This is a genomic window from uncultured Bradyrhizobium sp. (assembly GCF_947648125.1).
GTDB lineage: Bacteria > Pseudomonadota > Alphaproteobacteria > Rhizobiales > Xanthobacteraceae > Bradyrhizobium.
This window is the reverse complement of the sequence record NZ_CANSMR010000016.1, coordinates 18,478-39,927: the sequence shown is the minus strand read 5'-3', so window position 1 is coordinate 39,927 and position 21,450 is coordinate 18,478. Positions and strand designations below refer to the sequence as shown.

The 21,450-nt window shown below is 64.9% G+C and carries 31 protein-coding genes and 2 tRNA genes; 20 read left to right on the top strand and 13 right to left on the bottom strand.

The window, feature by feature from the left end:
• Positions 1-105 precede the first annotated feature (105 nt).
• From Q0030_RS25395 to Q0030_RS25360, 8 genes are all read left to right on the top strand, one after another.
• Positions 106-411: a hypothetical protein gene (locus Q0030_RS25395; RefSeq protein WP_298373084.1), complete on the top strand. Its 306-nt coding sequence runs from the start codon at positions 106-108 to the stop codon at positions 409-411.
• Between the two features lie 77 nt (positions 412-488).
• Positions 489-800: a hypothetical protein gene (locus Q0030_RS25390; protein WP_298373082.1), complete on the top strand. Its 312-nt coding sequence runs from the start codon at positions 489-491 to the stop codon at positions 798-800.
• A gap of 9 nt (positions 801-809) precedes the next feature.
• Positions 810-2,228, top strand: coding sequence for a TolC family protein (locus Q0030_RS25385; RefSeq protein WP_298373079.1), 1,419 nt, complete (start codon positions 810-812; stop codon positions 2,226-2,228).
• Positions 2,229-2,241: 13 nt separating this feature from the next.
• Positions 2,242-3,597, top strand: coding sequence for a copper oxidase (locus Q0030_RS25380; RefSeq protein WP_298373076.1), 1,356 nt, complete (start codon positions 2,242-2,244; stop codon positions 3,595-3,597).
• Between the two features lie 56 nt (positions 3,598-3,653).
• Complete coding sequence (locus tag Q0030_RS25375) at positions 3,654-4,115, top strand: cupredoxin family protein (protein ID WP_298373073.1); 462 nt, start codon at positions 3,654-3,656, stop codon at positions 4,113-4,115.
• A 29-nt stretch (positions 4,116-4,144) separates the two neighbouring features.
• Positions 4,145-4,441 (top strand): copper-binding protein, encoded by a 297-nt coding sequence (locus tag Q0030_RS25370; RefSeq protein ID WP_298373070.1) that lies wholly within the window; start codon positions 4,145-4,147, stop codon positions 4,439-4,441.
• 165 nt (positions 4,442-4,606) lie between these two features.
• Positions 4,607-5,389, top strand: a complete 783-nt coding sequence (locus Q0030_RS25365) for a cation transporter (protein WP_298373067.1) — start codon at positions 4,607-4,609, stop codon at positions 5,387-5,389.
• Between the two features lie 114 nt (positions 5,390-5,503).
• Positions 5,504-5,782 (top strand): hypothetical protein, encoded by a 279-nt coding sequence (locus Q0030_RS25360; protein ID WP_298373064.1) that lies wholly within the window; start codon positions 5,504-5,506, stop codon positions 5,780-5,782.
• Between the two features lie 179 nt (positions 5,783-5,961).
• On the opposite strand, the gene Q0030_RS25355 is transcribed toward Q0030_RS25360, so the two are convergent.
• Positions 5,962-6,507 carry a tetratricopeptide repeat protein gene (locus Q0030_RS25355; protein ID WP_298373062.1) on the bottom strand — a complete coding sequence of 182 codons (546 nt, stop codon included), beginning with the start codon at positions 6,505-6,507 and terminating at the stop codon, positions 5,962-5,964.
• Between the two features lie 286 nt (positions 6,508-6,793).
• Between Q0030_RS25355 and Q0030_RS25350 the strand changes: the two genes are divergently transcribed.
• From Q0030_RS25350 to Q0030_RS25335, 4 genes are all read left to right on the top strand, one after another.
• Positions 6,794-7,114 carry a hypothetical protein gene (locus Q0030_RS25350; protein WP_298373060.1) on the top strand — a complete coding sequence of 107 codons (321 nt, stop codon included), beginning with the start codon at positions 6,794-6,796 and terminating at the stop codon, positions 7,112-7,114.
• A gap of 214 nt (positions 7,115-7,328) precedes the next feature.
• Positions 7,329-7,769: a hypothetical protein gene (locus tag Q0030_RS25345; RefSeq protein WP_298373057.1), complete on the top strand. Its 441-nt coding sequence runs from the start codon at positions 7,329-7,331 to the stop codon at positions 7,767-7,769.
• Positions 7,770-8,160: 391 nt separating this feature from the next.
• Complete coding sequence (locus tag Q0030_RS25340) at positions 8,161-8,877, top strand: outer membrane protein (RefSeq protein WP_298373054.1); 717 nt, start codon at positions 8,161-8,163, stop codon at positions 8,875-8,877.
• A 196-nt stretch (positions 8,878-9,073) separates the two neighbouring features.
• Complete coding sequence (locus Q0030_RS25335; protein WP_050402822.1) at positions 9,074-9,313, top strand: DUF6719 family protein; 240 nt, start codon at positions 9,074-9,076, stop codon at positions 9,311-9,313.
• A 65-nt stretch (positions 9,314-9,378) separates the two neighbouring features.
• Here the strand turns inward: Q0030_RS25335 and Q0030_RS25330 are convergent, their stop codons facing one another.
• A complete protein-coding gene (locus Q0030_RS25330; protein ID WP_298373051.1) occupies positions 9,379-9,630 on the bottom strand; it encodes a hypothetical protein in 252 nt (83 codons plus the stop codon).
• 514 nt (positions 9,631-10,144) lie between these two features.
• On the opposite strand from Q0030_RS25330, the gene Q0030_RS25325 reads away from it, so the two are divergent.
• The 3 genes from Q0030_RS25325 (at position 10,145) to Q0030_RS25315 (ending at position 12,743) form a co-directional block, all read left to right on the top strand.
• Entirely contained in the window at positions 10,145-10,513 is a 369-nt protein-coding gene (locus Q0030_RS25325; protein ID WP_298373048.1) for a hypothetical protein, read from the top strand.
• Positions 10,510-11,358: an alpha/beta hydrolase gene (locus tag Q0030_RS25320; protein ID WP_298373045.1), complete on the top strand. Its 849-nt coding sequence runs from the start codon at positions 10,510-10,512 to the stop codon at positions 11,356-11,358. The genes Q0030_RS25325 and Q0030_RS25320 overlap by 4 nt, the downstream gene beginning before the upstream one ends.
• Before the next feature lie 227 nt (positions 11,359-11,585).
• Positions 11,586-12,743 carry a DUF2652 domain-containing protein gene (locus Q0030_RS25315; protein ID WP_298373041.1) on the top strand — a complete coding sequence of 386 codons (1,158 nt, stop codon included), beginning with the start codon at positions 11,586-11,588 and terminating at the stop codon, positions 12,741-12,743.
• A 32-nt stretch (positions 12,744-12,775) separates the two neighbouring features.
• Here the strand turns inward: Q0030_RS25315 and Q0030_RS25310 are convergent, their stop codons facing one another.
• The 9 genes from Q0030_RS25310 to Q0030_RS25270 all read right to left on the bottom strand — a co-directional run bounded on the left by Q0030_RS25310 (position 12,776) and on the right by Q0030_RS25270 (position 16,396).
• On the bottom strand, positions 12,776-13,339 hold the full coding sequence (locus tag Q0030_RS25310; RefSeq protein WP_298373038.1) for a hypothetical protein: 564 nt from the start codon (positions 13,337-13,339) through the stop codon (positions 12,776-12,778).
• A 134-nt stretch (positions 13,340-13,473) separates the two neighbouring features.
• A complete protein-coding gene (locus Q0030_RS25305) occupies positions 13,474-13,704 on the bottom strand; it encodes a hypothetical protein (protein ID WP_298373036.1) in 231 nt (76 codons plus the stop codon).
• Positions 13,705-13,887: 183 nt separating this feature from the next.
• On the bottom strand, positions 13,888-14,067 hold the full coding sequence (locus tag Q0030_RS25300; protein ID WP_212309788.1) for a hypothetical protein: 180 nt from the start codon (positions 14,065-14,067) through the stop codon (positions 13,888-13,890).
• 86 nt (positions 14,068-14,153) lie between these two features.
• Positions 14,154-14,342 carry a hypothetical protein gene (locus tag Q0030_RS25295; protein WP_298373030.1) on the bottom strand — a complete coding sequence of 63 codons (189 nt, stop codon included), beginning with the start codon at positions 14,340-14,342 and terminating at the stop codon, positions 14,154-14,156.
• A 391-nt stretch (positions 14,343-14,733) separates the two neighbouring features.
• A complete protein-coding gene (locus tag Q0030_RS25290) occupies positions 14,734-15,015 on the bottom strand; it encodes a hypothetical protein (RefSeq protein WP_298373027.1) in 282 nt (93 codons plus the stop codon).
• 25 nt (positions 15,016-15,040) lie between these two features.
• Positions 15,041-15,184: a hypothetical protein gene (locus Q0030_RS25285; RefSeq protein ID WP_298373024.1), complete on the bottom strand. Its 144-nt coding sequence runs from the start codon at positions 15,182-15,184 to the stop codon at positions 15,041-15,043.
• Between the two features lie 56 nt (positions 15,185-15,240).
• The gene (locus Q0030_RS25280; protein ID WP_298373021.1) at positions 15,241-15,555 is read right to left on the bottom strand and encodes a DUF5658 family protein; all 315 of its coding nucleotides are present in this window, start codon (positions 15,553-15,555) and stop codon (positions 15,241-15,243) included.
• Positions 15,556-15,733: 178 nt separating this feature from the next.
• Positions 15,734-15,808 (bottom strand) — tRNA-Thr (locus Q0030_RS25275).
• Positions 15,809-15,985: 177 nt separating this feature from the next.
• Positions 15,986-16,396, bottom strand: a complete 411-nt coding sequence (locus Q0030_RS25270; protein WP_298373019.1) for a hypothetical protein — start codon at positions 16,394-16,396, stop codon at positions 15,986-15,988.
• Positions 16,397-16,544: 148 nt separating this feature from the next.
• On the opposite strand from Q0030_RS25270, the gene Q0030_RS25265 reads away from it, so the two are divergent.
• The 4 genes from Q0030_RS25265 to Q0030_RS25250 all read left to right on the top strand — a co-directional run bounded on the left by Q0030_RS25265 (position 16,545) and on the right by Q0030_RS25250 (position 19,196).
• Positions 16,545-17,261, top strand: a complete 717-nt coding sequence (locus tag Q0030_RS25265; RefSeq protein ID WP_298373016.1) for a dienelactone hydrolase family protein — start codon at positions 16,545-16,547, stop codon at positions 17,259-17,261.
• Between the two features lie 70 nt (positions 17,262-17,331).
• The gene (locus Q0030_RS25260; protein WP_298373013.1) at positions 17,332-18,027 is read left to right on the top strand and encodes an urease accessory protein; all 696 of its coding nucleotides are present in this window, start codon (positions 17,332-17,334) and stop codon (positions 18,025-18,027) included.
• Between the two features lie 172 nt (positions 18,028-18,199).
• Positions 18,200-18,673, top strand: coding sequence for a hypothetical protein (locus Q0030_RS25255; RefSeq protein ID WP_298373010.1), 474 nt, complete (start codon positions 18,200-18,202; stop codon positions 18,671-18,673).
• 91 nt (positions 18,674-18,764) lie between these two features.
• Positions 18,765-19,196 (top strand): hypothetical protein, encoded by a 432-nt coding sequence (locus Q0030_RS25250; RefSeq protein WP_229172306.1) that lies wholly within the window; start codon positions 18,765-18,767, stop codon positions 19,194-19,196.
• A 60-nt stretch (positions 19,197-19,256) separates the two neighbouring features.
• Here Q0030_RS25250 and rlmB read toward each other — a convergent pair whose 3' ends face one another.
• The gene (rlmB, locus tag Q0030_RS25245; RefSeq protein WP_298373007.1) at positions 19,257-20,081 is read right to left on the bottom strand and encodes a 23S rRNA (guanosine(2251)-2'-O)-methyltransferase RlmB; all 825 of its coding nucleotides are present in this window, start codon (positions 20,079-20,081) and stop codon (positions 19,257-19,259) included.
• A 194-nt stretch (positions 20,082-20,275) separates the two neighbouring features.
• Between rlmB and Q0030_RS25240 the strand changes: the two genes are divergently transcribed.
• Positions 20,276-20,361, top strand: a tRNA-Tyr gene (locus Q0030_RS25240).
• Between the two features lie 192 nt (positions 20,362-20,553).
• Here Q0030_RS25240 and Q0030_RS25235 read toward each other — a convergent pair.
• Positions 20,554-21,429, bottom strand: coding sequence for a LysR family transcriptional regulator (locus tag Q0030_RS25235; protein WP_298373005.1), 876 nt, complete (start codon positions 21,427-21,429; stop codon positions 20,554-20,556).
• Positions 21,430-21,450: the final 21 nt, after the last annotated feature.

Below are 21,450 nucleotides of genomic sequence, written 5' to 3'. Positions count from 1 at the left end.
TGTTCCATCATCCTGGCCTATTTGTTCTGCGTCCTCGCGCCGTCCATCGCGCTTGCATTCGGGGCGCCGTTTCCGTGCCTGACCGATGAGGTCCGGCCAGTCGCCATGGCGCACGTGCATGATATCTCGATGGTGCATGCCGATGGCGCCGCGCACGATCATGCCGGCCACGATCATGGCGGCATGCATGCGCATCACGCGGCCGATGGCGCTGAACCACCGGTCAAGCACAGCCACGACGGCAAGAACGCGCCGGGGCCGTGCTGCGCGATGATGTGCGTGTCGGCGCTGCCGGCCGATCTTCCGCTCGTCGCCGGTCCCTTGCGTCCAATCGCGATCCGTCTCACTGAAGCCTTCCAGAGCCTGCGCAGCGAGGCGCCCGCGCGGCTCTATCGTCCCCCCATCGCCTGATCCTCAGCTGACATCGTGGCTGCGCCGCGCGCTCGCGTGCGCATGCCTGTTATTCATCTGACGATCGGGACAGATCCATGTTTTCGCATTTCGGGGCGAGGCTCGCGGCCGTGGCCACACGGGGTGGCAACCGGTTTGGCCGGCGCGCGCCATCCACATTCGTGTCGCGGATCGCCGCTGCCGTCCTCGCGGCTGCGCCGCTCGCTGGTTGCATGGCCGACGGCCGGCCGCTTGCCGCCGCAGGCGACCCGGCCAACCCGTCGGCGCAGACGGCCAGCGTCGGCTACCGCTCGACGATCGCGCCCTACAGCAGCCTGCGTCCGGCGACGCCGCTGCCCTGGCGCGAGCGCAACGATGGCGTGACGCCGCCGACCAATTCGAATCGGTAGGAGGGCACCATGCGACATCTGGCCATCGTGCCGATCCTGGTGCTGACATCCGCCCTTGCGGGATGCGCATCGTTCTCGCCCGACGGCGGCATGGGCGTCGTCTCTGACGTGACCGAGAAGGCGATCGTCAAGGACGTTGCCTTTGTTCGCACCAAAGACGAAGCCACAACTGTCGACGTCGCGGTGAGACGGCTGCTCGCCCGCAACCTGACGGCGGATGCCGCCGTCCAGCTCGCGCTGCTGAACAACAAGGGCTTGCAGGCCGCCTATAACGAGCTGGCGCTGGCGGAGACGGATCTCGTCGCCGACAGCCTGCCGCCGAATCCGACATTCTCGGTCTCCCGCATCACCGGGAACGGTGCCAGCGAGGTCGAGCGGCAGGTAGTTGGCGACATCCTGGCGTTGGCGACGCTGCCGGCCCGTTCCGAGATCGCGCGCGAACGCTTCCGTCAGGCGCAGCTCAAGGCCGCGCTCGCCACTCTGCGGCTCGCCGCCGAGGTGCGGCGCGCCCATGTCGTGGCGGTTGCCGCGAACGAGACGGTCGCGCTGCTGACCGACGCGAAGGCGACCGCCGAATCGACGGCACAGCTCGCCAAGAAACTCGGCGAGACAGGCGGCATGAACAAGCTCGACCAGGCCCGCGAGCAGGTGTTCTACGCCGAGATCACGGCCGACCTCGCCAGCGCGCGGCAGAACGCGGCGAGCTCGCGCGAGCGGCTGGCGCGTCTCTTGGGATTGTGGGACGGTGATCTCGGCTTCCGACTTCCCAGCAAGTTGCCATTGCTGCCGAAGCGGCCGCTGGAACAGCCGTCGATCGAGGTCGCCGCCGTCGGCCACCGCGTCGATCTGCAGATTGCGCGGATGGAGATTGTCGCGCTCGCCAAGGCGCTAGATCTCACCGAGGCGACGCGCTTCGTCACACTGCTCGACGTCGCCGGCATCGACAGGCGGACGCGCGATCCGGAAGGCCCGCCGTTCAAGGAGCGCGGCTTCGATCTCCAGTTCCAGATTCCGATCTTCGACGGCGGCGAGGTGCGGGTGCGGCAGGCGGCGGAGACTTATCGGCAGGCGATGAACCGCCTGACCGAGAAGGCCATCAACGTGCGCTCCGAGGCGCGCGATGCCTACCGCGTCTACCGCTCGACCTACGACATCGCGAGCCACTACCAGCGCGAGGTGCTGCCGCTGCGGCAGATCATCACCGAGGAGATGCAGCTGCGCTTCTCCAGCATGCAGGTCGACGTGTTCGCGCTGCTGACCGAAGCGCGGCAGCGGCTCGGCTCGCTGCGCGCGGCGATCGATGCCAAACGCGACTTCTGGCTGGCGCAATCCGACCTGAACACCGCGATCAACGGCGGCGGCGCGGCGGCCGCGCCATCGACACCATCCGCCATCGCCTCGACCGCACCCGCGGCCGGCGATCATTGAACGGAGACAACCAATGTTTTCACGACGAGGATTTCTGGGGAGCGCGGCGCTGGTCACGGCAAGCGCGGTCAGCGGCCGCGTGCAGGCTGCCGCCATTCCGGAGGCGCCGACCATGGACAAAGCGGTGATGCAGCCGCCGCTGCATCCGACCAGTGGGCCCGACTACCGGCCCGTGGTGACGCTCAACGGCTGGTCGCTGCCGTGGCGGATGAACGGCGACTGGAAGGAATTCCATCTCGTCGCCGAGCCGGTGGTGCGCGAATTCGCCGACGGCATGAAGGCCAATCTGTGGGGCTATAACGGCCAGGCGCCGGGCCCGACCATCGAGGCGGTCGAGGGCGACAAGGTCCGCATCTTCGTCACCAACAAACTGCCTGAACATACCACGGTGCACTGGCACGGCATGATCGTGCCATCAGGCATGGACGGCGTCGGCGGCCTCAACCAGCCGCACATCAAGCCGGGCAAGACCTTCGTCTACGAGTTCGAGCTGAAGCACAGCGGGACCTTCATGTACCACCCGCACTCCGACGAGATGGTGCAGATGGCGATGGGTATGATGGGCATGTTCATCGTGCACCCGCGCGATGCGGCGTTCCGTCCCGTCGACCGCGACTTCGTCTTCATCATGAGCAGCTACCTCATCGACCCCGGCACCTATCTGCCGAAGGTCAATGAGATGACCGACTTCAACATGTGGACCTGGAACAGCCGCGTCTATCCGGGCATCGATCCGATGCCGATCCGGCTCGGCGACAGGATCCGCGTGCGGATCGGCAATCTGACCATGACCAACCATCCGATCCATGTGCACGGGCACAATTTCGCAGTGACCTGCACCGACGGCGGCTGGGTGCCGCAGAGCGCGCAATATCCGGAGACCACGACCGACGTGCCGGTCGGCGCCGTCACGGCGTTCGACATGCTCGCCGACAATCCGGGCGACTGGGCGTTCCACTGCCACAAGTCGCACCACACGATGAACGCGATGGGCCACGACGTCAGAAATTTCATCGGCGTGTCGCGCCAGGATTTTGCGAAGGCGGTCGGCAAGCTCGCGCCCGACGCGATGGTGATGGGATCGACCGGCATGGCGATGGGCAACATGGAGATGCCCGCGCCCGACAACACGCTGCCGATGATGACCGGCACCGGGCAATTCGGGCCGATCGAGATGGGCGGCATGTTCACGGTGATGAAGATCCGCGAGGGGCTCGGCCGCGACGATTACGCCGATCCCGGTCCCTACAACTACCCGCCGGGCACCGTTGCCTATGAGGTCGACGCACCGGCCGCCGAACCCGCGCGGCAGCCGCCGGCTGCTCCCGCGCAGAAGGGCAAGCCATCGATGAAGGGAATGAAGATGTAGCGGATCAACGCGCCGTCCCACGACACGCAACCATCAAAAGCAAATTGGAGAATCCAGTGAAGCACGTCACCACCATCGGCATCGCCCTCGCTGCGCTGTCGATCACCGCGGCGCCGTCGCGCGGTCACGAAGAACACGCTCACCAATCCTATTCGGCCGGCGAGCCAGGCGATCCGAGCAAGCCGTCGCGCACGGTCGAGGTCGAGATGAAGGAGATGGAGTTCACGCCGTTCCGCATCGAGGTCAAGCGCGGCGAACAGATACGCTTCGTGATCAAGAATGCCGGCACCGAGGATCACGAATTCCTGCTCGCGACCACCGAGGAGAATCTGAAGCATGCCGAAGTGATGAAGAAGCATCCGCACATGGAGCATGACGATCCGAACGGCGTCCGCCTCGCGCCGAAGAAGACCGCGGAGATCGTCTGGAAGTTCACCAAGGCTGGAACATTCGAATATTCCTGCCTGATCCCCGATCACCGCGACTACGGGATGACCGGCCGCGTCATCGTGAAATGAAACCAGCAACGAGAGAAAGGACGACGACGATGAACAGGATAATCCGGATTGCAGCCGCAGCCACGCTCGCGCTGACATTGGGCGGCGCTTTCGCGCAGGCCGCAGCCATCAACGGCGAGGTCAAGAAGATCGACGAGGGCGCGGGCAAGATCACGCTCAAGCACGGTCCGGCCAAGAGCCTCGGCATGGATGAGCCGATGACGATGGTCTACCGGGTCAAGGATCCCGCGCTACTCAAGCAGGTCAAGGTCGGCGACAAGGTCAAGTTCGAAGCCCAGGAAGGCGACGGCGGCTACACCGTTACCGCGATCCAGAAGGCGAAGTGAAGCGACCCCCGTCTCGTCGCTGCGCGCGCGATGGGCTGTCGGCCGAAGCACCGCCGGCAGCCCCAGCAAGCGCGGGACATCATCGTCAAAGCAGAGCTGTTCCAGGCGGATCGGCTTGAATGCGTGATGCGTGCGGCCTTATCCTGTGGTCTGGAAGGAGAAGCAATGAGCGATTGCTGCGGGCAGAAGACGTCTGAATGCTGTACGCCACCGGCGCTGATACTGCCGGCGAAGGTCGGCGCGCCGGCATCGGATCGTCATCACACGGCTGATGCGTGCGGCTGCTCGGGCGGCGTTCCGGTGTTTGACGGCCTCGATCCGCGCTACAAGCGCGTGCTCTGGACCGTCATTGCCATCAATGGCGCGATGTTCCTGACCGAGATGATCGCGGGTCAGCTTGCTGGATCGCAGGCGCTCAAGGCCGATGCGCTCGACTTCCTTGCCGATACCGTCACCTATGGACTGAGCCTTGCGGTGATCGGCGCCGGCCTGCGGATGCGTGCATCGGCGGCGCTGTTGAAGGGCGCTTCGCTGAGCCTGATGGCACTCTGGGTCGTCGGCTCGACGGTCTACCAAACCCTCATTCTCGGTCTTCCCAAGGCCGAGGTGATGGGCGCAATAGGGACGTTGGCGCTTGCGGCGAATCTGTCGTCCGTTCTGCTGCTGCTGCCCTACAAGAACGGCGATGCCAATGTCCGCTCGGTCTGGCTCTGCTCGCGCAACGATGCGATCGGAAATCTCATCGTGATGGTGGCCGCTCTCGGCGTGTGGGGGACGGCAACTGCCTGGCCCGATCTCGCGGTCGCCGCCGTGATGGCGATGATATTCCTCACCTCGTCGGTGCAAATCCTGCGGCAGGCCTGGGCCGAGTATCGCGAGGCAGCGCTGCGCAGCCCGTCGGCGGCGCATGGCAGATTGAGCCGCTCCGGCCCGTGTGCTGCTGCCTGAGGTGTGGCAGGGCACGGGAATTCGCCTTGCATTTACCTTAAATGATGGCCCCGGGGGAACGACCGTGGCAGCGGCGCGTTGCTGTGCATCATTCGTGTGCAGAAGGCCCCCTCCATGACAGTCAACGCGGCAATACTGATGGCGGCATTGGTGCTATCGGGAACCGTGTTGGCGCAGAGCTCCGGTCCGTCGGCCGGCTCAGCGGGAGCCGGGCAGGCCGCCAGCGTCACCACCACCGGCCAGGCGATCAGCACCGGCAAGCAGACCGGCGACGGGAGCCCACCGATCGCGAAGGCCGCGCACCCGGCAAAGTCTGGGCAAGGCGCTGACGGCAGCACGGTCGGCGCGAGCCGTCCGCAAAAGCCCGATCGGCGCCTCGAGCACTACCCGTAGGCTGCGGAGCCGAAGGCAGACAATAGCCTGCGGGTTGAGCAAAGCGCAGCGAAACCCATCGAGTTTGTCCGTGCGGTGAGATGATGGGTTTCGCTGCGCTCTACCCATCCTACGGCGCAGCAAAAAGCCGGCGCGTCACGATGACTGCGCCGGCTCGATGTTTGGACGGTTGCCTTAACTCAGTAAACCAGGCCGGTGCCCGGGGGCTTCTCCAGCGCCGCGGCGAGCGAGCGATACTCGTCGCTGTTGGTGCCGGCGAGCTGGGCGATGCGGTTCAGGTGGTATTGCGCCTGATCGCGGTTGCCCTGTTCGACCTGCCAGAGGCCGTAATACTGCCAGGTGCGCACATGGGCCGGGTCGGCCTTGAGCGCGCGCTCGTACCAGATCTGCGAGACCTTGTAGTCGCCGAGCTTGCGATAGGAATAGCCGATCAGGTTGGCGACGTCGGCACGGTCATCCTGGCCGAGCGCCTTCAGCTGCTCGATCGCGGCGGTATAGTTGTGCTTGTCGTAGATCGTGGCATAGGCGGCGTGATAGCCGGCCAGGAACTTCTGATCGTCGATCGCGGAGCTCTTGTCCTTCTTCGCCTTCTTGCCCTTGCTGCCGCTGTCGGAAGCCGGCGGGGAGGGATTGTCGCCGCCTGCGGCGTAGGCCGAGATGACCGGCCCGGCGGCGAGGGTCATCGAGAGCACTGCGAGGCCCAAAAATTTCGTCGTCCTACTCATTCCTGGTTGCTCCTGATCGTTCCTGATCGTGCTCGGTAATCCTACACCCAAGCCTGCTGACTTGAACACCCGAGGGTGCAGAACATTCCCGGCCGGTGCCACGATTGCGTGATCCCCGCAATCGGTGGGCAAGGGCGGCCAACATGACCAAGATGTCATTCACATGAATGAATTCCGTCCATGTCCTTCAGAACGGGTTCAGTGCGCGGCCCATAAGGTCACGTGCATTGATCGGTGAGGCCGACCATCCGGCCGGAGACCTCTCGATCCCGCAGAGGAGACCACCATGCTGAAGACGATTTCCGCCGCGCTGCTCGCCATCTCCGTGATCGCAGCGCCCGCGCTCGCCGCCGAGGCCGGCAAGGCCGCAACTCCGGCGCCGGCGACCACGACCGCCCCGGCGACCAAGGCCGCTCCCGTCATCAAGAGCGAGCAGCTGCCGTCGAAGGTGCGCAACGCCAACGCCACGATGCACCACAAGCACTATCGCCATCACCGCCACCACAAGCACATGGGCATGCTGAAGGTGAAGGCGCCGAAGCATGCGACCAAGCACGTCCATGCGAAGGTCGCGACCAAGCACGTCGTGCCGGCCAAGCGCGGCTGATCGAGCGCGACTGAGCCTGATCCGAGGGGCGTCGTTCGATCCACATTGCCCCGCTACGCCCTCAGCGACAAAGGCAAAGCCTTTGCGCGCGGATGCAGAACCGGCCCGTCCGTCCATTGCTTCCCCAATGGCGGCGGGCCGGAGTGCGTCCGGGCAGGCACAACTGAGTTGCGAATTCCCTGCCTGGCGGTTTATGAGACGCCATCGGGGCCTCATGAAACAGCGTCGTTTGCGGACTTCATCCAGACTGGCGGCGATCCTGCTGCTCTCGATGCCGCTTGCCGGCTGCCTCACCAGCGATGACGGCGGCAGCTCGACCACCTTTACCGACGATCGCGGCGTCGCCAACCAGCCGTTCCCGGACAGGTACCGCGACCAGATCCTGGCCTTCATGCGGACCTACCTGAACAATCCGGTCGGGGTCCGCGAAGGCGGGATCGCCGAGCCGGTGCAGCGCACGGTCGGCGGCCGGCTGCGCTACGTCGTCTGCCTGCGCTACAGCGCAAAGGATACCGACGGCAATTACCGCCCGGCCCGGGAGCGCGGCGTCTTGTTCGTCGACGGCCGGCTCGACCGCATCCTCGACAATGGTGCCGAGGCCTGCGCCGGCGCGTCCTACGCGGCATTTCCCGATTTGGAAAAAATGTCGCGCTAGGCATGATCCGGAAAAGTGCGAAGCGGTTTTCCCTCGCGACAAACGCGTAGCGTTCGCGCGGAGATCATGCCCAGAGAAGGAGCCAAAGCGCGATCTCATCGCGCTTTGGGACGCGGCGGGTCGTCGCAGCAGCAAGCCTGAGCAGACCGTTAGCGAACTCCGATCACTTTTCGGGGAGCGCTGAACTTCACCTTAGCCGTTTGCGACTTACATACAGCCGAAATGCGGCTGCTTAACCGGTGAAAAAACCTGCTGTGCCAAGGAACAAACGGGCGTTGTTGCGACCCTGTCACGGCTCGGAAACATCACAGGTCAGGCATTGCCCCAAAGCAACCTAATTGGCGTCACGTTGTTTGTCTTAACAGCGCAGCGTTCGTAACGGGGATCAGAGATGAAGAAGCTCTTGCTCGGCACAGTCGCGCTGGCCGCCCTTGCGGGCCCGGCATTTGCGGCTGACATGCCGGCCCGCGCCTATACCAAGGCACCGCCGCCTTATACCGCCCCGGCACTCGTCTACAACTGGACCGGTTTCTACATCGGCGGCCATGTCGGCGGCGCGTTCACCGACGGCACCAATCTGATGGGCAGCGACGCGCGCTTCATGGGTGGCGTGCAGGGCGGCTTCGACTATCAGTTCGCGCCCAACTGGGTGATGGGTCTCGAGGCGCAGTACTCCTGGCTGCCGAGCTCCTCGAACAATGGTCTGGTGTTCCCCGCCGGAACGGTCGTGACCGGCAATACCGACCAGCTCGGTTCGGTGACCGGCCGCCTCGGCTACACCTGGGGTCCGGCGCTGCTCTACGCCAAGGGCGGTTACGCCTGGCGCGACAACAACAACATCACGGCGTCGGTCGGCGGCGTGCCGGCGGCCTTCACCACCGATGGCGGCCACAAGGACGGCTACACGGTCGGCGCGGGCCTCGAATACATGTTCGCCCCGAACTGGTCGGCGAAGGCCGAGTACCAGTACTACAATTTCGGCAAGACCACCTTCACCAGCGGTCCGGCCGACGTTGTCGGCGCGAGCTTCCGGAACGACGAACACACCGTCAAGCTCGGGGTCAACTACCGCTTCGGCTGGGGCGGTCCGGTGGGCTCCCGCTACTGATCGCGTCTTGGTATCATCGAGATCGAAAGGCCGGCCTTCGGGTCGGCCTTTTTTGTTGGCCCGCCGCTTGCGACCGCCCCCACATTCACCCGATGTTCAGGCCTGATCGTGCAATGCAAAAAATAATTCCTGCATTGCACGGAACTTTCATCGTGATGCGCTATTGTGGGATCGCCGGGCTGGTGGACAAACAAACATGCGTAGCTTTGCGTTAGGGCTGATCATCTCTGCGGTCTCTGTGCCGTGCTTCGCCCAGACCATCCTCAAATCCGAACCCTTGGCGCTTGCGCCTTACGAGGTCGTCTTCGTACAGGACGCCTCCTGCACGGCCGGCAAGGTGCTCAAGGTGACCGGGTCGATCCGCGGTCTGCATCGGCGGAAAATCTGCGTGTCGCTCGCCGCCGAACAGGCGTCGCTGGCGACGGCGACGCCGTAACGGCAGCACGAGGGCCGTACCAGCATATCCGGTCCGCCCATGCGCACCGGACGACCCGCTGTTCCTCAGTTCAACCGCGGCTCCAGACGCGCTTCGCGATCGGCATCGGCCTTGTTCTTGACCGGGTCCTCGTTCGGCTCGGGCTGGCACGGCCGGATCTCGTAGTCATTGTCCAGCACCGGGCGCGGCGAGGCCTTGTCCTCCTCGGAGACGGCATCCACCACCAGGCCCGATTTCCGGGCAAGCTTCCAGACATCGGCCTCGGTCGGGTAGGCCTTGCTCAGCTTGGCGTCTTGATAGAACAGCGCGTACGGCATTCGTCGTTTCCCCAAACAACCGACAACGCCAAGGCCCGTCCCGGGTTTCACGCCAGATCGCCGTTCCGATCACGGAACCGTGAGCGTGGATTCGGGCAAGCATCTGAAAACATGAGTCATTTCGGACCTTTCGCCGGAGGGGCCTGAGTCCTTAATGAGCGGTAAACCGCGGAAAAAAGAATCCCCGGGACTCCTCGGGTAGAATCGCCGGATGCTCCGAGCCATGAGAGCGATCCACCAGCCCCCCTACGAACGCGTGCACCTCGCGCTTGCGGTTGCGCTGCTCGCGGCCTGCGCCGCGAACGTGGCGCTGGTCTGGTCCTGGCTTTAGGGAAATTTGGCTCTAGGGAAAATTTAGCTCCAGCCAAATCTGTATGCAGCGGCCCACGCGAAAACGCCGTAGCCGCGCGACGCCTGTAACGATTGACGGCCCAGCCATTCCTTCCATCATTGCCGTCAGAACAAGTGCCCGCTGCGGTCTGCGCGGACGGGCCGCCATCGGGGTGGAGCTGATATGATCGAGATGCTGAAGGACCGGGTCAATTGCGACGCCGGCCTGGTGCGGCGCGGCCGCTATCTGACCACGACATTCCTGCTCGAGATCGGCAAGGCCGCTTGGCTGATCGCGATCCATGAGGGTCGGATCGTGGCGGTGACCAAGGGCCCGTTCGTGATGCCGTCGTCGTCGTTTGCGCTGCGCACCTCGGACGAGGAATGGGATCGGTTCTGCGAAAAGCGGCCGCCGCCGGGCTCCAACGACCTGATGGCGCTGATCAAGCGTCGCGTGCTGAAGGCCGAGGGCGAACTGCAGGTCTTCATGGCGAACCTGCGCTACTTCAAGGAAGCGCTCGGCAAGCTGCGCCGTGAGGGAGCGGCCGCATGAGCGCCAAATTCGAGCCGATCATCGGCCGCTACATGCAGCTCGAGCTGTCCGGCCGGGCGCACCGCGTCTATGTCGAGGAGGCAGGTGAGGGCACGCCGCTGCTCTGCCTGCACACCGCGGGCGCCGACGGCCGGCAATATCGCGGCCTGATGAACGAGGAGCGCGTCACGCGCAACCATCGCGTCATCGCCTTCGACATGCCCTGGCACGGCAAGTCGTCGCCGCCGAAGGGCTGGCACGACGAGGAGTACCAGCTCACCTCGGCACAATACACGGCGATGATCCTGGCCGTGATCGAGGCGCTCGACCTCGACCGGCCGATCGTGATCGGCTGCTCGATCGGCGGCCGGATCGTGCTGCATCTCGCGCTCGAGCATCCCGAACGCTTCCGCGCCATCATCGGCCTGCAGGCCGGCGCGCATGTCGATCCCTACTACGACCTGAATTTCCTGCACCGGCCGGACGTGCATGGCGGCGAGGTCGCGGCCGCCATCGTCTCGGGCCTGGTCGGGCCCGATGCGCCCGACCAAGAGAGGTGGGAGACGCTGTGGCACTACATGCAGGGCGGCCCCGGCGTGTTCAAGGGCGACCTCTATTTCTACAAGATCGACGGCGATATCCGCGTCCGTGTCGCCGAGATCGACACCAGACGCTGCCCGCTGTTCCTGCTGTCGGGCGAGTACGATTATTCGTGCACGCCGGAGGAGACGCTGGCGGTGGCGAACAGCATTGCCGGAGCGAAGGCCACCATCATGAAGGGCCTCGGGCATTTCCCGATGAGCGAGAACCCGGGCGAGTTCTTGAAGCATCTGCTACCGGTGCTGGAGGAGATCGGCGGCGGCTGATTTTAGTGCCGGGACGTGCTGCATCCGTCATGGCCGGGCTTGTCCCGGCCATCCACGTCTTTTCCTTGCATGGACACCAAGACGTGGATGCCCGGGACAAGCCCGGGCATGACGAGGCGGCGGGGTAAGACAGTACTTGCCGGAGCGCGCGGCTTACAGTAGTCGCGGATCGCGATACGGTGTGACAGACTGCGTCATCGCACGAAAAGGTTACGCGGGAGGTCTCCATGCTTCCGAAGGCTGAAGCGGCATATTTCGCGATTGCCGACATTTCCGGCTATACCAATTTCCTCGCGGCGGTCGAGCTCGACCATGCGCAGGATATCATCGCCGATTTCATGGACGTGGTGGTGAAAGGACTGCGCCCACCATTTCGCCTCGCCAAATTCGAGGGCGACGCCGCCTTCGTCTACTCGACCGGGACAATCGACGGCTCGCTGCTGCAGGACGCGATCGAGGGCGCCTATTTCAAATTCCGCCGGCGCCTGCGCGACGTCCGTCAGGCCTCGACCTGCGAGTGCAAGGCCTGCGTCGCGATGGGCGATCTCGATTTCAAATTCGTCGTCCATCACGGCGAGATGGTGAAGCAGAAGATGGGCGGCAGGGAAGAGCTGGCCGGGCGCGACGTCATCCTGGTCCACCGGCTGCTCAAGAACTCGGTTGGCGAGAAGCTCGGCGGGCGTGCCTACGCGCTCTACAGCGACGCGGCGATCCGCGCCATGGGCGTCGATCCGGTGGCGCAAGGTCTGATCCCGCATCAGGAAACCATCGACATCATCGGCGATGTGACGCTGTGGGTGCGCGATCTCGAAGCGGCGTGGCAGCACGACGACGCGCAAACGCGGATGGAGGTGACGCGCGAAGACGCCTACGCGATACTGGAGTTCGACATCGCCGCGCCGCGGCAGACGGTGTGGGAGTTCATCACCGTGCCCGGGCAATGGCGGAAATGGTGGGACGCCGACGACATCATCGAGGAGTCGGGCAAGGGGCGACGCGGTGTCGGCACCAAAAATCATTGCGCGCACGGCAACCACACCAACGTCGAGGAGACGCTCGACTGGCGCCCGGTCGATTACTTCACGGTCGGGATCACGCTGCCGGTGCCCGGAGCGCCGCGCATCATCATGACCCGGGCCGTTCTGGACGGCCCAGACGGAACGTCTCGTTTCGAACTGCGGATCGCCAAGCCGAAGCCGAAGGACAGGGCGTTCCTCGACGGAGCCGCGGCCAAATTCGCCGAGCGCATGACCCAGGCGGTGGCCGGCCTGCGATCGATGGCGGAAGGCAGGCAGCCCGCCGGTGACGTCATGGAAGAACCGACGCCGGCGCGATCGAGCGGACGCTTCCTGACCGAGCCGGTGAAATCGGGCGCGCAGGGCTGAAGGTCAGCAAGCGTTTGGAGAAGGGGCGCCGGTTACTTGCCGGAGCGCGGCAGGTCGCTGTTGTCGCGGATCGCGGCGCGGACCTTGGCCATTGTGGTGGTGCAGTATTCCTCGCGCTCCCTGAGGAAGCGCTGCTGCTGCGCGCGGAAATTGGCGACCCGTTCCCGCACCTCGGATCCGAAGTCGCCGCTGATGTCGAGCTTGGCAAATTGCGGCGGCAGCGGCGGCGGGACTTCGACGACGGTCACCGTCAACGGCGGCGGTGCGGGGGGCAGGCCCTCGAGCACGGTCGGCACCGGAAGCGGCGGCGGCATCACCACCCTTTGGACTTCGGCCGCAGGCTTGATCTCCAGAGCCGGCTTTGCCTCAAAGGCGGGCTTTTCCTCAAAGGCGGACTTTGCCTCCAGGGCCGGCTTTGTCTCAAAGGCTGCCTCGACCGTGGTCGCCGCGGTCGCTGGCAGCGGGGCAGGCGCTGGCGGCACGGCGGCCCGCGGCGCAGCCGCCGGCAGCTCGGCGTCGGGCAGCTTGCCCTTCACCGACTGTACGAAAGCCATTGTCTGCGCGATCAGGAGATCGCGTTCCTTCATCCACTTCATGGCGCACCTTGAGCGCGCGGATTGCAGCAGAGCAACCCGGCGGAATCAAGCACTCGCCATCATGATGGTTGACGAAGACGCCTGTTTTGCAGGCACGGTGACAAAATTGTGACGTGAGCTCTACGCGAAGACGGTCAGCGCTGGCGCGGATTGGTGTTCGGGACGAACCGGGTACCGACGATCCGGACTCGCGTCTCGGGCTGTGCCCGGCTTGGGGCCGGCGCCTGATTCGCGGCCGGCCGGGGCGCGGCGCTGGCCGGCGCGGGCGCCGGATCGAGCAGGGCGACGATGCCGGCAGCGGCCACGCTCAGCAGCGTGAAGCTGCCCAGAAGGAGTAAATTGCGGTTGGTTTCGCGGACCCTCATGCGGAGAAAATCGCGTGAAAGGGCATAATGTTCCGAACAAATCCTCACACGCTTTCGCGCAGTTTGGCCGCTGGCTTGAGAAAGAGCGTCAGGAGCAGGCCTGAAAGCTTGGGTCGTCGGTGCCGCGAGGTGCTTCCTGACCGCGATCAGCCCGGTGTGCCGGCGGGAGCGGCCGGGTTCAGCCTAGTGAGCCATCGCCTGGGCGGGTGCTGGTTCGATGCTGCGGGCCTCGATCTGGTCGGCGTAGCGGCCATACTCCTCGGCCATTTCGAGCAGCTTTTCACGCACCGCGGCGTCGGTGACCTGGCGGGCCAGCCGTCGCGCCTGATCGGACTGGAAGCGATAATGGGCTGTGTCGGACATCGTAGGCTCCTCACACATGTGTAAGGGCCATCCGGCAAAGGTTCATCAAGACGTCATTGAAGGGAAGGCGTCGTTGAAGGGAAGTGTCATTGAAGGGTGTTGGGCCGATCGGTCACCGTAGCCGCAACCGGGTGGCCGGCCTTGTCCTCGCGGACCTCGACCTCGAACCAACCCATCTCCTTCAGCTCGCGCGCCTTCTTCTCGGCCGCGTCTTCGCTGTCGCGCTTCAGCACGATTTGACTGGTGCCATCCCGGGCAAGGATCAAATAGGTCATTGGCTGAGTCCCATCCCACATTCTGCATACCGCGTTTCGGGCTGCAAGGACAGAAACAAGGCGAGGGATGGGGGATGCTACGGGGGTGATCCCACGATTCCTGCCAATACACAGGGCGTCCGGCTGTTCCCGGCTGCTGTCGATATCGACCGGCTACGCCGAATGATCGCCGGCATCCGAGACGCGCTTGGGACCAGCGGAAGCGTGATTGGCAATCGGTCCGCCGTTGGCTTCCAGCGGCTGGTTTGCGAGTTGCGTCGCGCAAAGTACGCTGAGATGACGGATATCATCCAATTCTCGTGGGGACCGGAAGACTACGGCTTCCGTTAAACGTTGTGGGTAATCCGAGCGAGTCTCTTTGATTGAACCGCGAATACGTGTTCGGCTTGGATCAAGGACAATGCGCGGCGCAAGCCGTGTCGATCTGGATGGAGGACTCGATGCCCAGGCACTTCGGTTTGAAGGCAACATCGGCGGCAGGACGGTCGGCATTCACGGGATCATCAAGAGATTTGCAGCAGCGGACGGCATCGGCATCTGCGTCGAAGAACCGTGCTGCGGTCAGTTCGCCGCCGTCAAAGCCCGCTTCGCCATGCTCGGAGCTGCCGTTTTCTCCGACGAGCTGGCGGGGCTGCTGCGGTCGACGGTCGATCTCAGCCGACTGAAGATACACGCGACGAGGCGTGGCAGGCCGGTCTTCATAGCTCGGACGGCTCGTGCTTCTTGTCGCGCTTCAGGTCCAGGCGATCGATGCGTTCATCGATCAGCCGATTCAGTCGCTCGTCCCGCAGCGTATCCTTGCTGTACAGCCCGCCATGCAGGCGGTAGGCGACGAGGAGCACGGCAACTCTGCCAAGCAGCGCTGCCGGCGGCTCGTCAGCACAACCGCAGGGTCAGCTCAATTGGCGCCCGCGAGGATGAACAGATTGTTGTAGACGGGCAGTGCAATGAGGGCGACCACATAAGCCATTTGGCGCTCGCTGTTGCCGTGCCAAAGCAACCATATCACGAGGTAGGTCAAACCCAGTTTGGCTACAAGCCACCATTCGCCCAGCCACTCCTGGGTGAGCCACATGAACGGGTTCAGTTCGCCCATTCCCCGCTGCAAGATCTCGTTGGTGGTGATGAGGTCCGAGTAGCCCATCAGCAGGGCACAGACCAACAGCATGGCCTTCAGCAACGACGTCCTCGCCCGCAACTGCTTTTCCGTCATCCGGTGCCTGCCCGAAATCCGCTTGTGGCTCCTGTCGCGCAATTTTGCGGAATGTTTTCAGGGAGTGCAAGCCTCCACCAGGTGGTCGAACGTCACGCCCGCCAATCGTGCAAACCAGGTTGGGTACCCCGTACCCAGGCACGGCCAACTGACCCGTCTCATTGACTTCGTGAAAAGCTGGTGCCGGCTGAGGGGATTGAACCCCCGACCTTCAGTTTACAAAACTGCTGCTCTACCGCTGAGCTAAGCCGGCGACATGGGAATGATTTGCGCGCTCGCATAGCAGACTTGGTGGGCCAGGACTAGAACTTGAAGACCAGAACTTGAGGCCAGAACCCGGAAAGCCCGGATCGATCGCTTCGCGTCCGCCGGCGAGGCGGCAAAAAGGCGGCCCGAAGGCCGCCTTTTGCGCATCAGCGTTTCGCCTGAGCTACTGGCAGGGATGCCGGAGACCATCGCTGCCGCGGAACCAGGTGCCGGGGGTGCAGACAAAGCCGTTCTGCCGGGCATATTCCGCGCCGCCGATCGGGGCGGTGGCGATCGCGGCGGCTGTTCCGACGGCGCCACCGACCACGCCGCCCACCACACCGGCCGCAGCGTCGACGGGCCCGAACGGGCCGGGGTCATACCGGTTGTAGCTGCCCTGCCAGTCGCGGTCACGCCGGTCGGAGCGGTGGTGGTAGGTGGTGCGGGTCGTGCCCGGCGCCATCGTCTGGCATCGGGCATCCGCAGTTGCGTTCGAGCAGCGTGCGGGCGTGCCGATGGTCTGCTGCGCCATTGCGGGGCTCGCAAGCGCTGCGGCGACGAGCGCGACAGCGCCAACGATCTTAAGCTGTGTCATGCGAGATCTCCTCTTGCCGTAGTGCAGAGCTAATCTCGCTGTGCCGTGCCTGTTCCGGCGCGGCCTTGCCCTGCGTTCAAACCAGTGTGAAGTTCCCAAACTCGCGCGCATGATGCGTTCCGGATCATGCGCTTTTGAAGGGATTTCGATGCACGCACGCGACATCGACTACACCGCCGGCGACGCCAGTTTGCGCGGCTATCTTGCGTTCAAGGACCGCGGCGTCAAACGTCCCGGCGTGCTGGTATTCCACGAAGGGCTCGGGCTCGGCGATTTCGCGATGGAGCGGGCACGCAGGCTTGCCGAGCGTGGCTATGTAGCGTTCGCCGCCGACATGTTCGGCGAGCGGCGGCAGGCCGCAGATCTGCAGCAGGCCATGGCGTTGATCGGTCATTTGCGTACAAACCCTGCCACGCTTCGCGCACGGGCGCGCGCCGCGCTCGCGACGCTCACGGCATTGCCCGAGGTCGACGCCACCAGTTGCGCGGCGATCGGCTTCTGCTTCGGTGGCACGGTCGTGCTTGAGCTGGCGCGCGACGGCGCCGAACTCAAGGCCGTCGTCAGCTTGCACGGCGTGCTCTCGACCACGCAGCCTGCGGCAGCGGGTGCAGTGAGCGCGAGCGTGCTGGTCTTGACCGGAGCCGACGATCCGCTGGCGCCTTCCGACCAGGTTGCAGCGTTCGAGAACGAGATGCGCGCCGGCAAGGTTGCCGACTGGCAGGTGATCAGCTACGGCAACACGCTGCACGGCTTTACCAACCCGACCGCCGACGGCTCGATCATGAAGTCGGCGCTCTACGACGCGCGGGCCGACCGCCGCTCCTGGGCGGCGATGCAAGGCCTGTTCGACGAGGTGCTGGTTTGACGAGGTGCCGGCCTGACAAGATCGGCGATGTGGTGTTTGATCTGCCGTCACGCGCCGGCGCGAGGGATTGATGTTCGGAATCTTGAGTCTTGGCTTTCTGCTCGGCATGCAGCATGCGCTGGAGCCGGATCACATCGCGGCGGTATCGAGCATCGCGGCGCGCCGTACCCATGTCGGTGACATCGTCAAGCACGGCCTGACCTGGGGCCTCGGTCACACGCTCACGCTGTTCCTCTTCGCCGGCGCCGCGATCCTGCTCGGGCACGCGATCCCCGAGACGGTGGCGCAGCCGATCGAGACCGCGGTCGGCGTCATGCTGGTCGGCCTCGGCGCGCATGTGTGGTGGCGGCTGTGGCGCGATCGCGTGCACTTCCACACCCATTCGCATGGCGACGGCATGACGCATTTCCACGCCCACAGCCACGCCGGCGACATCCTGCCGCACGTCCGCGCGGCGCACAGCCATGCCCACGGCTTCCGCTGGCGCACGCTGCTGGTCGGCCTGATGCACGGCATGGCGGGCTCCGCGGCGCTGTTGGTGCTGACGGTGTCGCAGGCGCCAAACCCGGTGATCGGGCTCGGCTATGTCGCGCTGTTCGGCGTCGGCTCGATGATCGGGATGGGCGTGCTGTCCAGTGTGATCGCGGTGCCGCTCGCGGCCTCCGCGCGCTGGCTGACCTGGGCCAATCGCGGCCTGCAAATGGCGGTCGGCGCGGTCACGATTGCGATCGGCATCCACTCGATCATCGAGAACGCCTTCGCCTGACGCAGCGCCGCGCATTCGCCGCCGTTAACGATTTCTGATCCCGCACGGCCGCATTGACCGGATGCCGATGCTTACGCGTTAGGCTTACCGCCAGTTTGGCCCGCGCCCTTAACCCTTCCGCCAAGCCGTTGGATTAGGCTGCGGGTGGAACAATTCGGGACGCTGGGTGAACATGCGCGGAAGTCTTGCGCTGGCGATATTGGCTGCGATGACCTCGACGGCGCTGGCCGGCGGCGGCTTCGACATCGTCGTGCCTTCGCGTCCCGGCGTGCCCATCATCATCAACGGCGTCGATGCCTCCTACGCGGTGGTCGAGAGTGCGATGGGCTTGGCCCGCAACGACTCGATGGTGCCGACCGTCTACGGCGGCCGCCCGATCGATCCCGAGCCGAATGTCGGCCATTATTATCCGAGCCTCGGCCGCATGCCGGGATACGGCCGCCTCGAGATCGAGCCGCCGGCCAACCGCCGCCTGCCGCAGCCGGCCGAGAGCTATCATGAATCGTGGTCGGCACACTCCGCACCGCTGCCGGCGCAGTCCAGCGTGCCGGTCGATCCGCCGCCGGTGATCTACGCGCCGCAGTTCAACGGGCCGCGGCCGCTGCCGGGTCCGCCGATGCGGCCACCGCGACCGAGAGGCTTCTAAATCGGGAGCCCTCTGGCAGAGGGCCCTTCACAGCCACCAAGAGCTACGCGACCACAACAAGACCTACAGGCAAGATTTACAGGAGAGAGTAATGCGTCAAATGATCAAAGGACTGATTGCGGCCGTCGCCGTCATGGTGACCGCGCCCGCAATGGCGTGCGGTTTCAACCCTTGCGGTGCGCCGGTTTATGCCGCGCCTGCCGTGACCTATGGCTGCGGCGGCTGCGGTGGCTACGGCTACGGGTATGGCGGTTACGGCGCGGTCGAGCGCCTGCCGGACCCGGATGCGGCCTACCCCGACGCAGCGCAGCAGTACTATTACGTCAACCAGGGCCCGAGCTACACCGGTCCGGGCAATTGGGCGCCGCGTCCGTACTACCGCGAAGGCTATGGCCGCCCGTATTACGGCTATCGCCACTACGGCTACCGCCATCACTATCGGCCCTACCGTCCGCACTACGGCTATCGCTACGGCTATGCGCCGCATCGCTACGGCCATCCGGTGCTGCGCCGCTACTACTGATCCGACGATCGGTCGAAGAGACATCAGCGCCCGTTCGCGTCAAGCGAGCGGGCGTTTTCGCTACATCAGCCCGAGCCGGCTGGCGCCGATATAGAGCGCGAGCACACAGGCGTTCGAGACGTTGAGGCTCTTGATCTCGCCGGGCATGTCGAGGCGAGCGACGACGCGGCAGGTCTCGCGCGTCAATTGCCGCAAGCCCTTGCCTTCGGCGCCGAGCACCAGCGCGAGCGGTTGCTGCAACTGAACCTTGCCGAGATCCTCGGTGCCCTCGCTGTCGAGGCCGACGGTCTGGAAGCCGTGGTCGTTCAGTTCGTTCAGCGCGCGCGCCAGATTCTGCACGGTCACCATCGGCACCAGCTCGAGCGCGCCGGAGGCGGACTTCGCCAGCACGCCGGTGGCCTCCGGGCTGTGGCGGGCAGTGGTGACGATCGCCTTCACCGCAAACGCCGCGGCCGAGCGCAGGATGGCGCCGACATTGTGCGGATCGGTGATCTGGTCGAGCACCAGCACGATGCCCTCCTGCGCCAGCGTGTCGATGCCGGGCGAGGGCAGGGGTTCGGCCTCCGCCAAAAGGCCCTGATGCACGGCATCGGGGGTGAGGCGCCGGTCGATATCGCCGGGCCGGACGATCTCCGGGGTGACGCGGGTCGCGATGTTTTCGTCGGCAAGGCGCTTCGCGGCGTTCTCGGTGAGGTAAAGCTTGCGGATATGGCGGTCCGGGTTGGCGAGCGCGGCCGCCACCGTGTGCCAGCCATACAGAATCACCGGTCCGTCGGAACCGGATTCGCGCTCCCGCCGGGCCGGCGGGCGGCCGAATTTCGGCCCTTTTTGGAAGGGTTTACCGCCCTTGCCTCGGAAATTGGGTTTGCGGTCGCGGTCGCTCATGTGAGGCTTGTGTCACGGGTGTCGCAGAATGGCAATTTAACCGGCAAATTGCGCGCCGGCTTGGTTGACTTTGGGGACCGCCTTCGCCCATAAACGCGCCCGACCGCGCACCCGTTTCGGGTCGGCCGGTTATCAGCGTCATTTCGATGACCCGGTCCGCCGCCACTCGCGCGGCCGGTTCGACGCTGTTGGACGGGGGAGTGTCCCGAGTGGCAAAGGGAGCTGACTGTAAATCAGCCGCCTCATGGCTTCGCAGGTTCGAGTCCTGCCTCCCCCACCACGCTTCGCCCTGACGGGCTACGCGTGGCGCAGCCACGCCTGGCCCGTCAGGGCAAAGCGTGTCCGGCGTAGCTTGAGCGCCAGCGAAAGCGAAGACGGACTGGCCAAGGGCCTCGCTTCCACAAAGTTCAACTCAGCACGTTACTCCCATTTCGCTGGGCATGCAGTCAGCCTCTCGCGCCGCCACCACGACTCACCCCCGCAAACCACGCCGCAGCAGCTTGGCGAAATCCTGCGCCATCTGCGACGGCGCCTCATGCGTCGGGGAGAGGATCGCGATCTGGTACTGGATCTTCGGCTTGAACGGGCGGATGGCGAGGCCCTCGCTGAACGGCTTGCTCACCACGGGATCGACGATGCCGACGCCGCGGCCGTCGGCGACGAGCTGGCAGGCGGTCGAGAAGAACTCAGTCTCCGCCACCACGTTCCAGCGCGCGCCATATTCGGAGAAGGCGGATGCCAGCTGCTGGTAGATCGGGTCGCCGCGAAACAGCGTCACGAACGGGACGCCGTCGAGGTCATCCGGGGTGATCTGCTTGAGTTTCGCCAGCGGATGCGCAGGCGGCAGCATGCACACGCACTCATACGAGAACACCTCCATGTGCGAGGTCGGATAATCCAGCGGCAGCTCGGCGACCGCGAGGTCGAATTGCTGCGTTGAGATCAGCTCGCGGACGGTCGCAGAATTCCGCGTGATGATCTTGATCTGCAGCTCGGGCTTGTTCCTGGCGAACTGCGACAGCAGCCGCGGCAGCAAATTGATCGAAATGCTCGGATAGGCGGCGATCGCGAGGTGACCGCGCCGCCCGGACCTGATCTCGGCCGCGACGCGCGATGCGTTCTCGGCGGCTTCGAGGGCGCGCGCGGCCTCGACATAGAACAGCTTGGCTTCCGGGGTCGGTTGCAGGCGGCCGCCGCGGCGCAGGAAGAGATTGAGGCCGGTCTCGTGCTCGAGGCCCGCGATCATCGTGCTGATGCCGGGCTGCGACATGCCGAGCAGCTCGGCCGCCCTGGTCATGGTGCCGTGGAGCATCAGGGCGCGGAAGCATTCGAGCTGTCGGAGGCGCATCGGACGACTATACGAATCTGC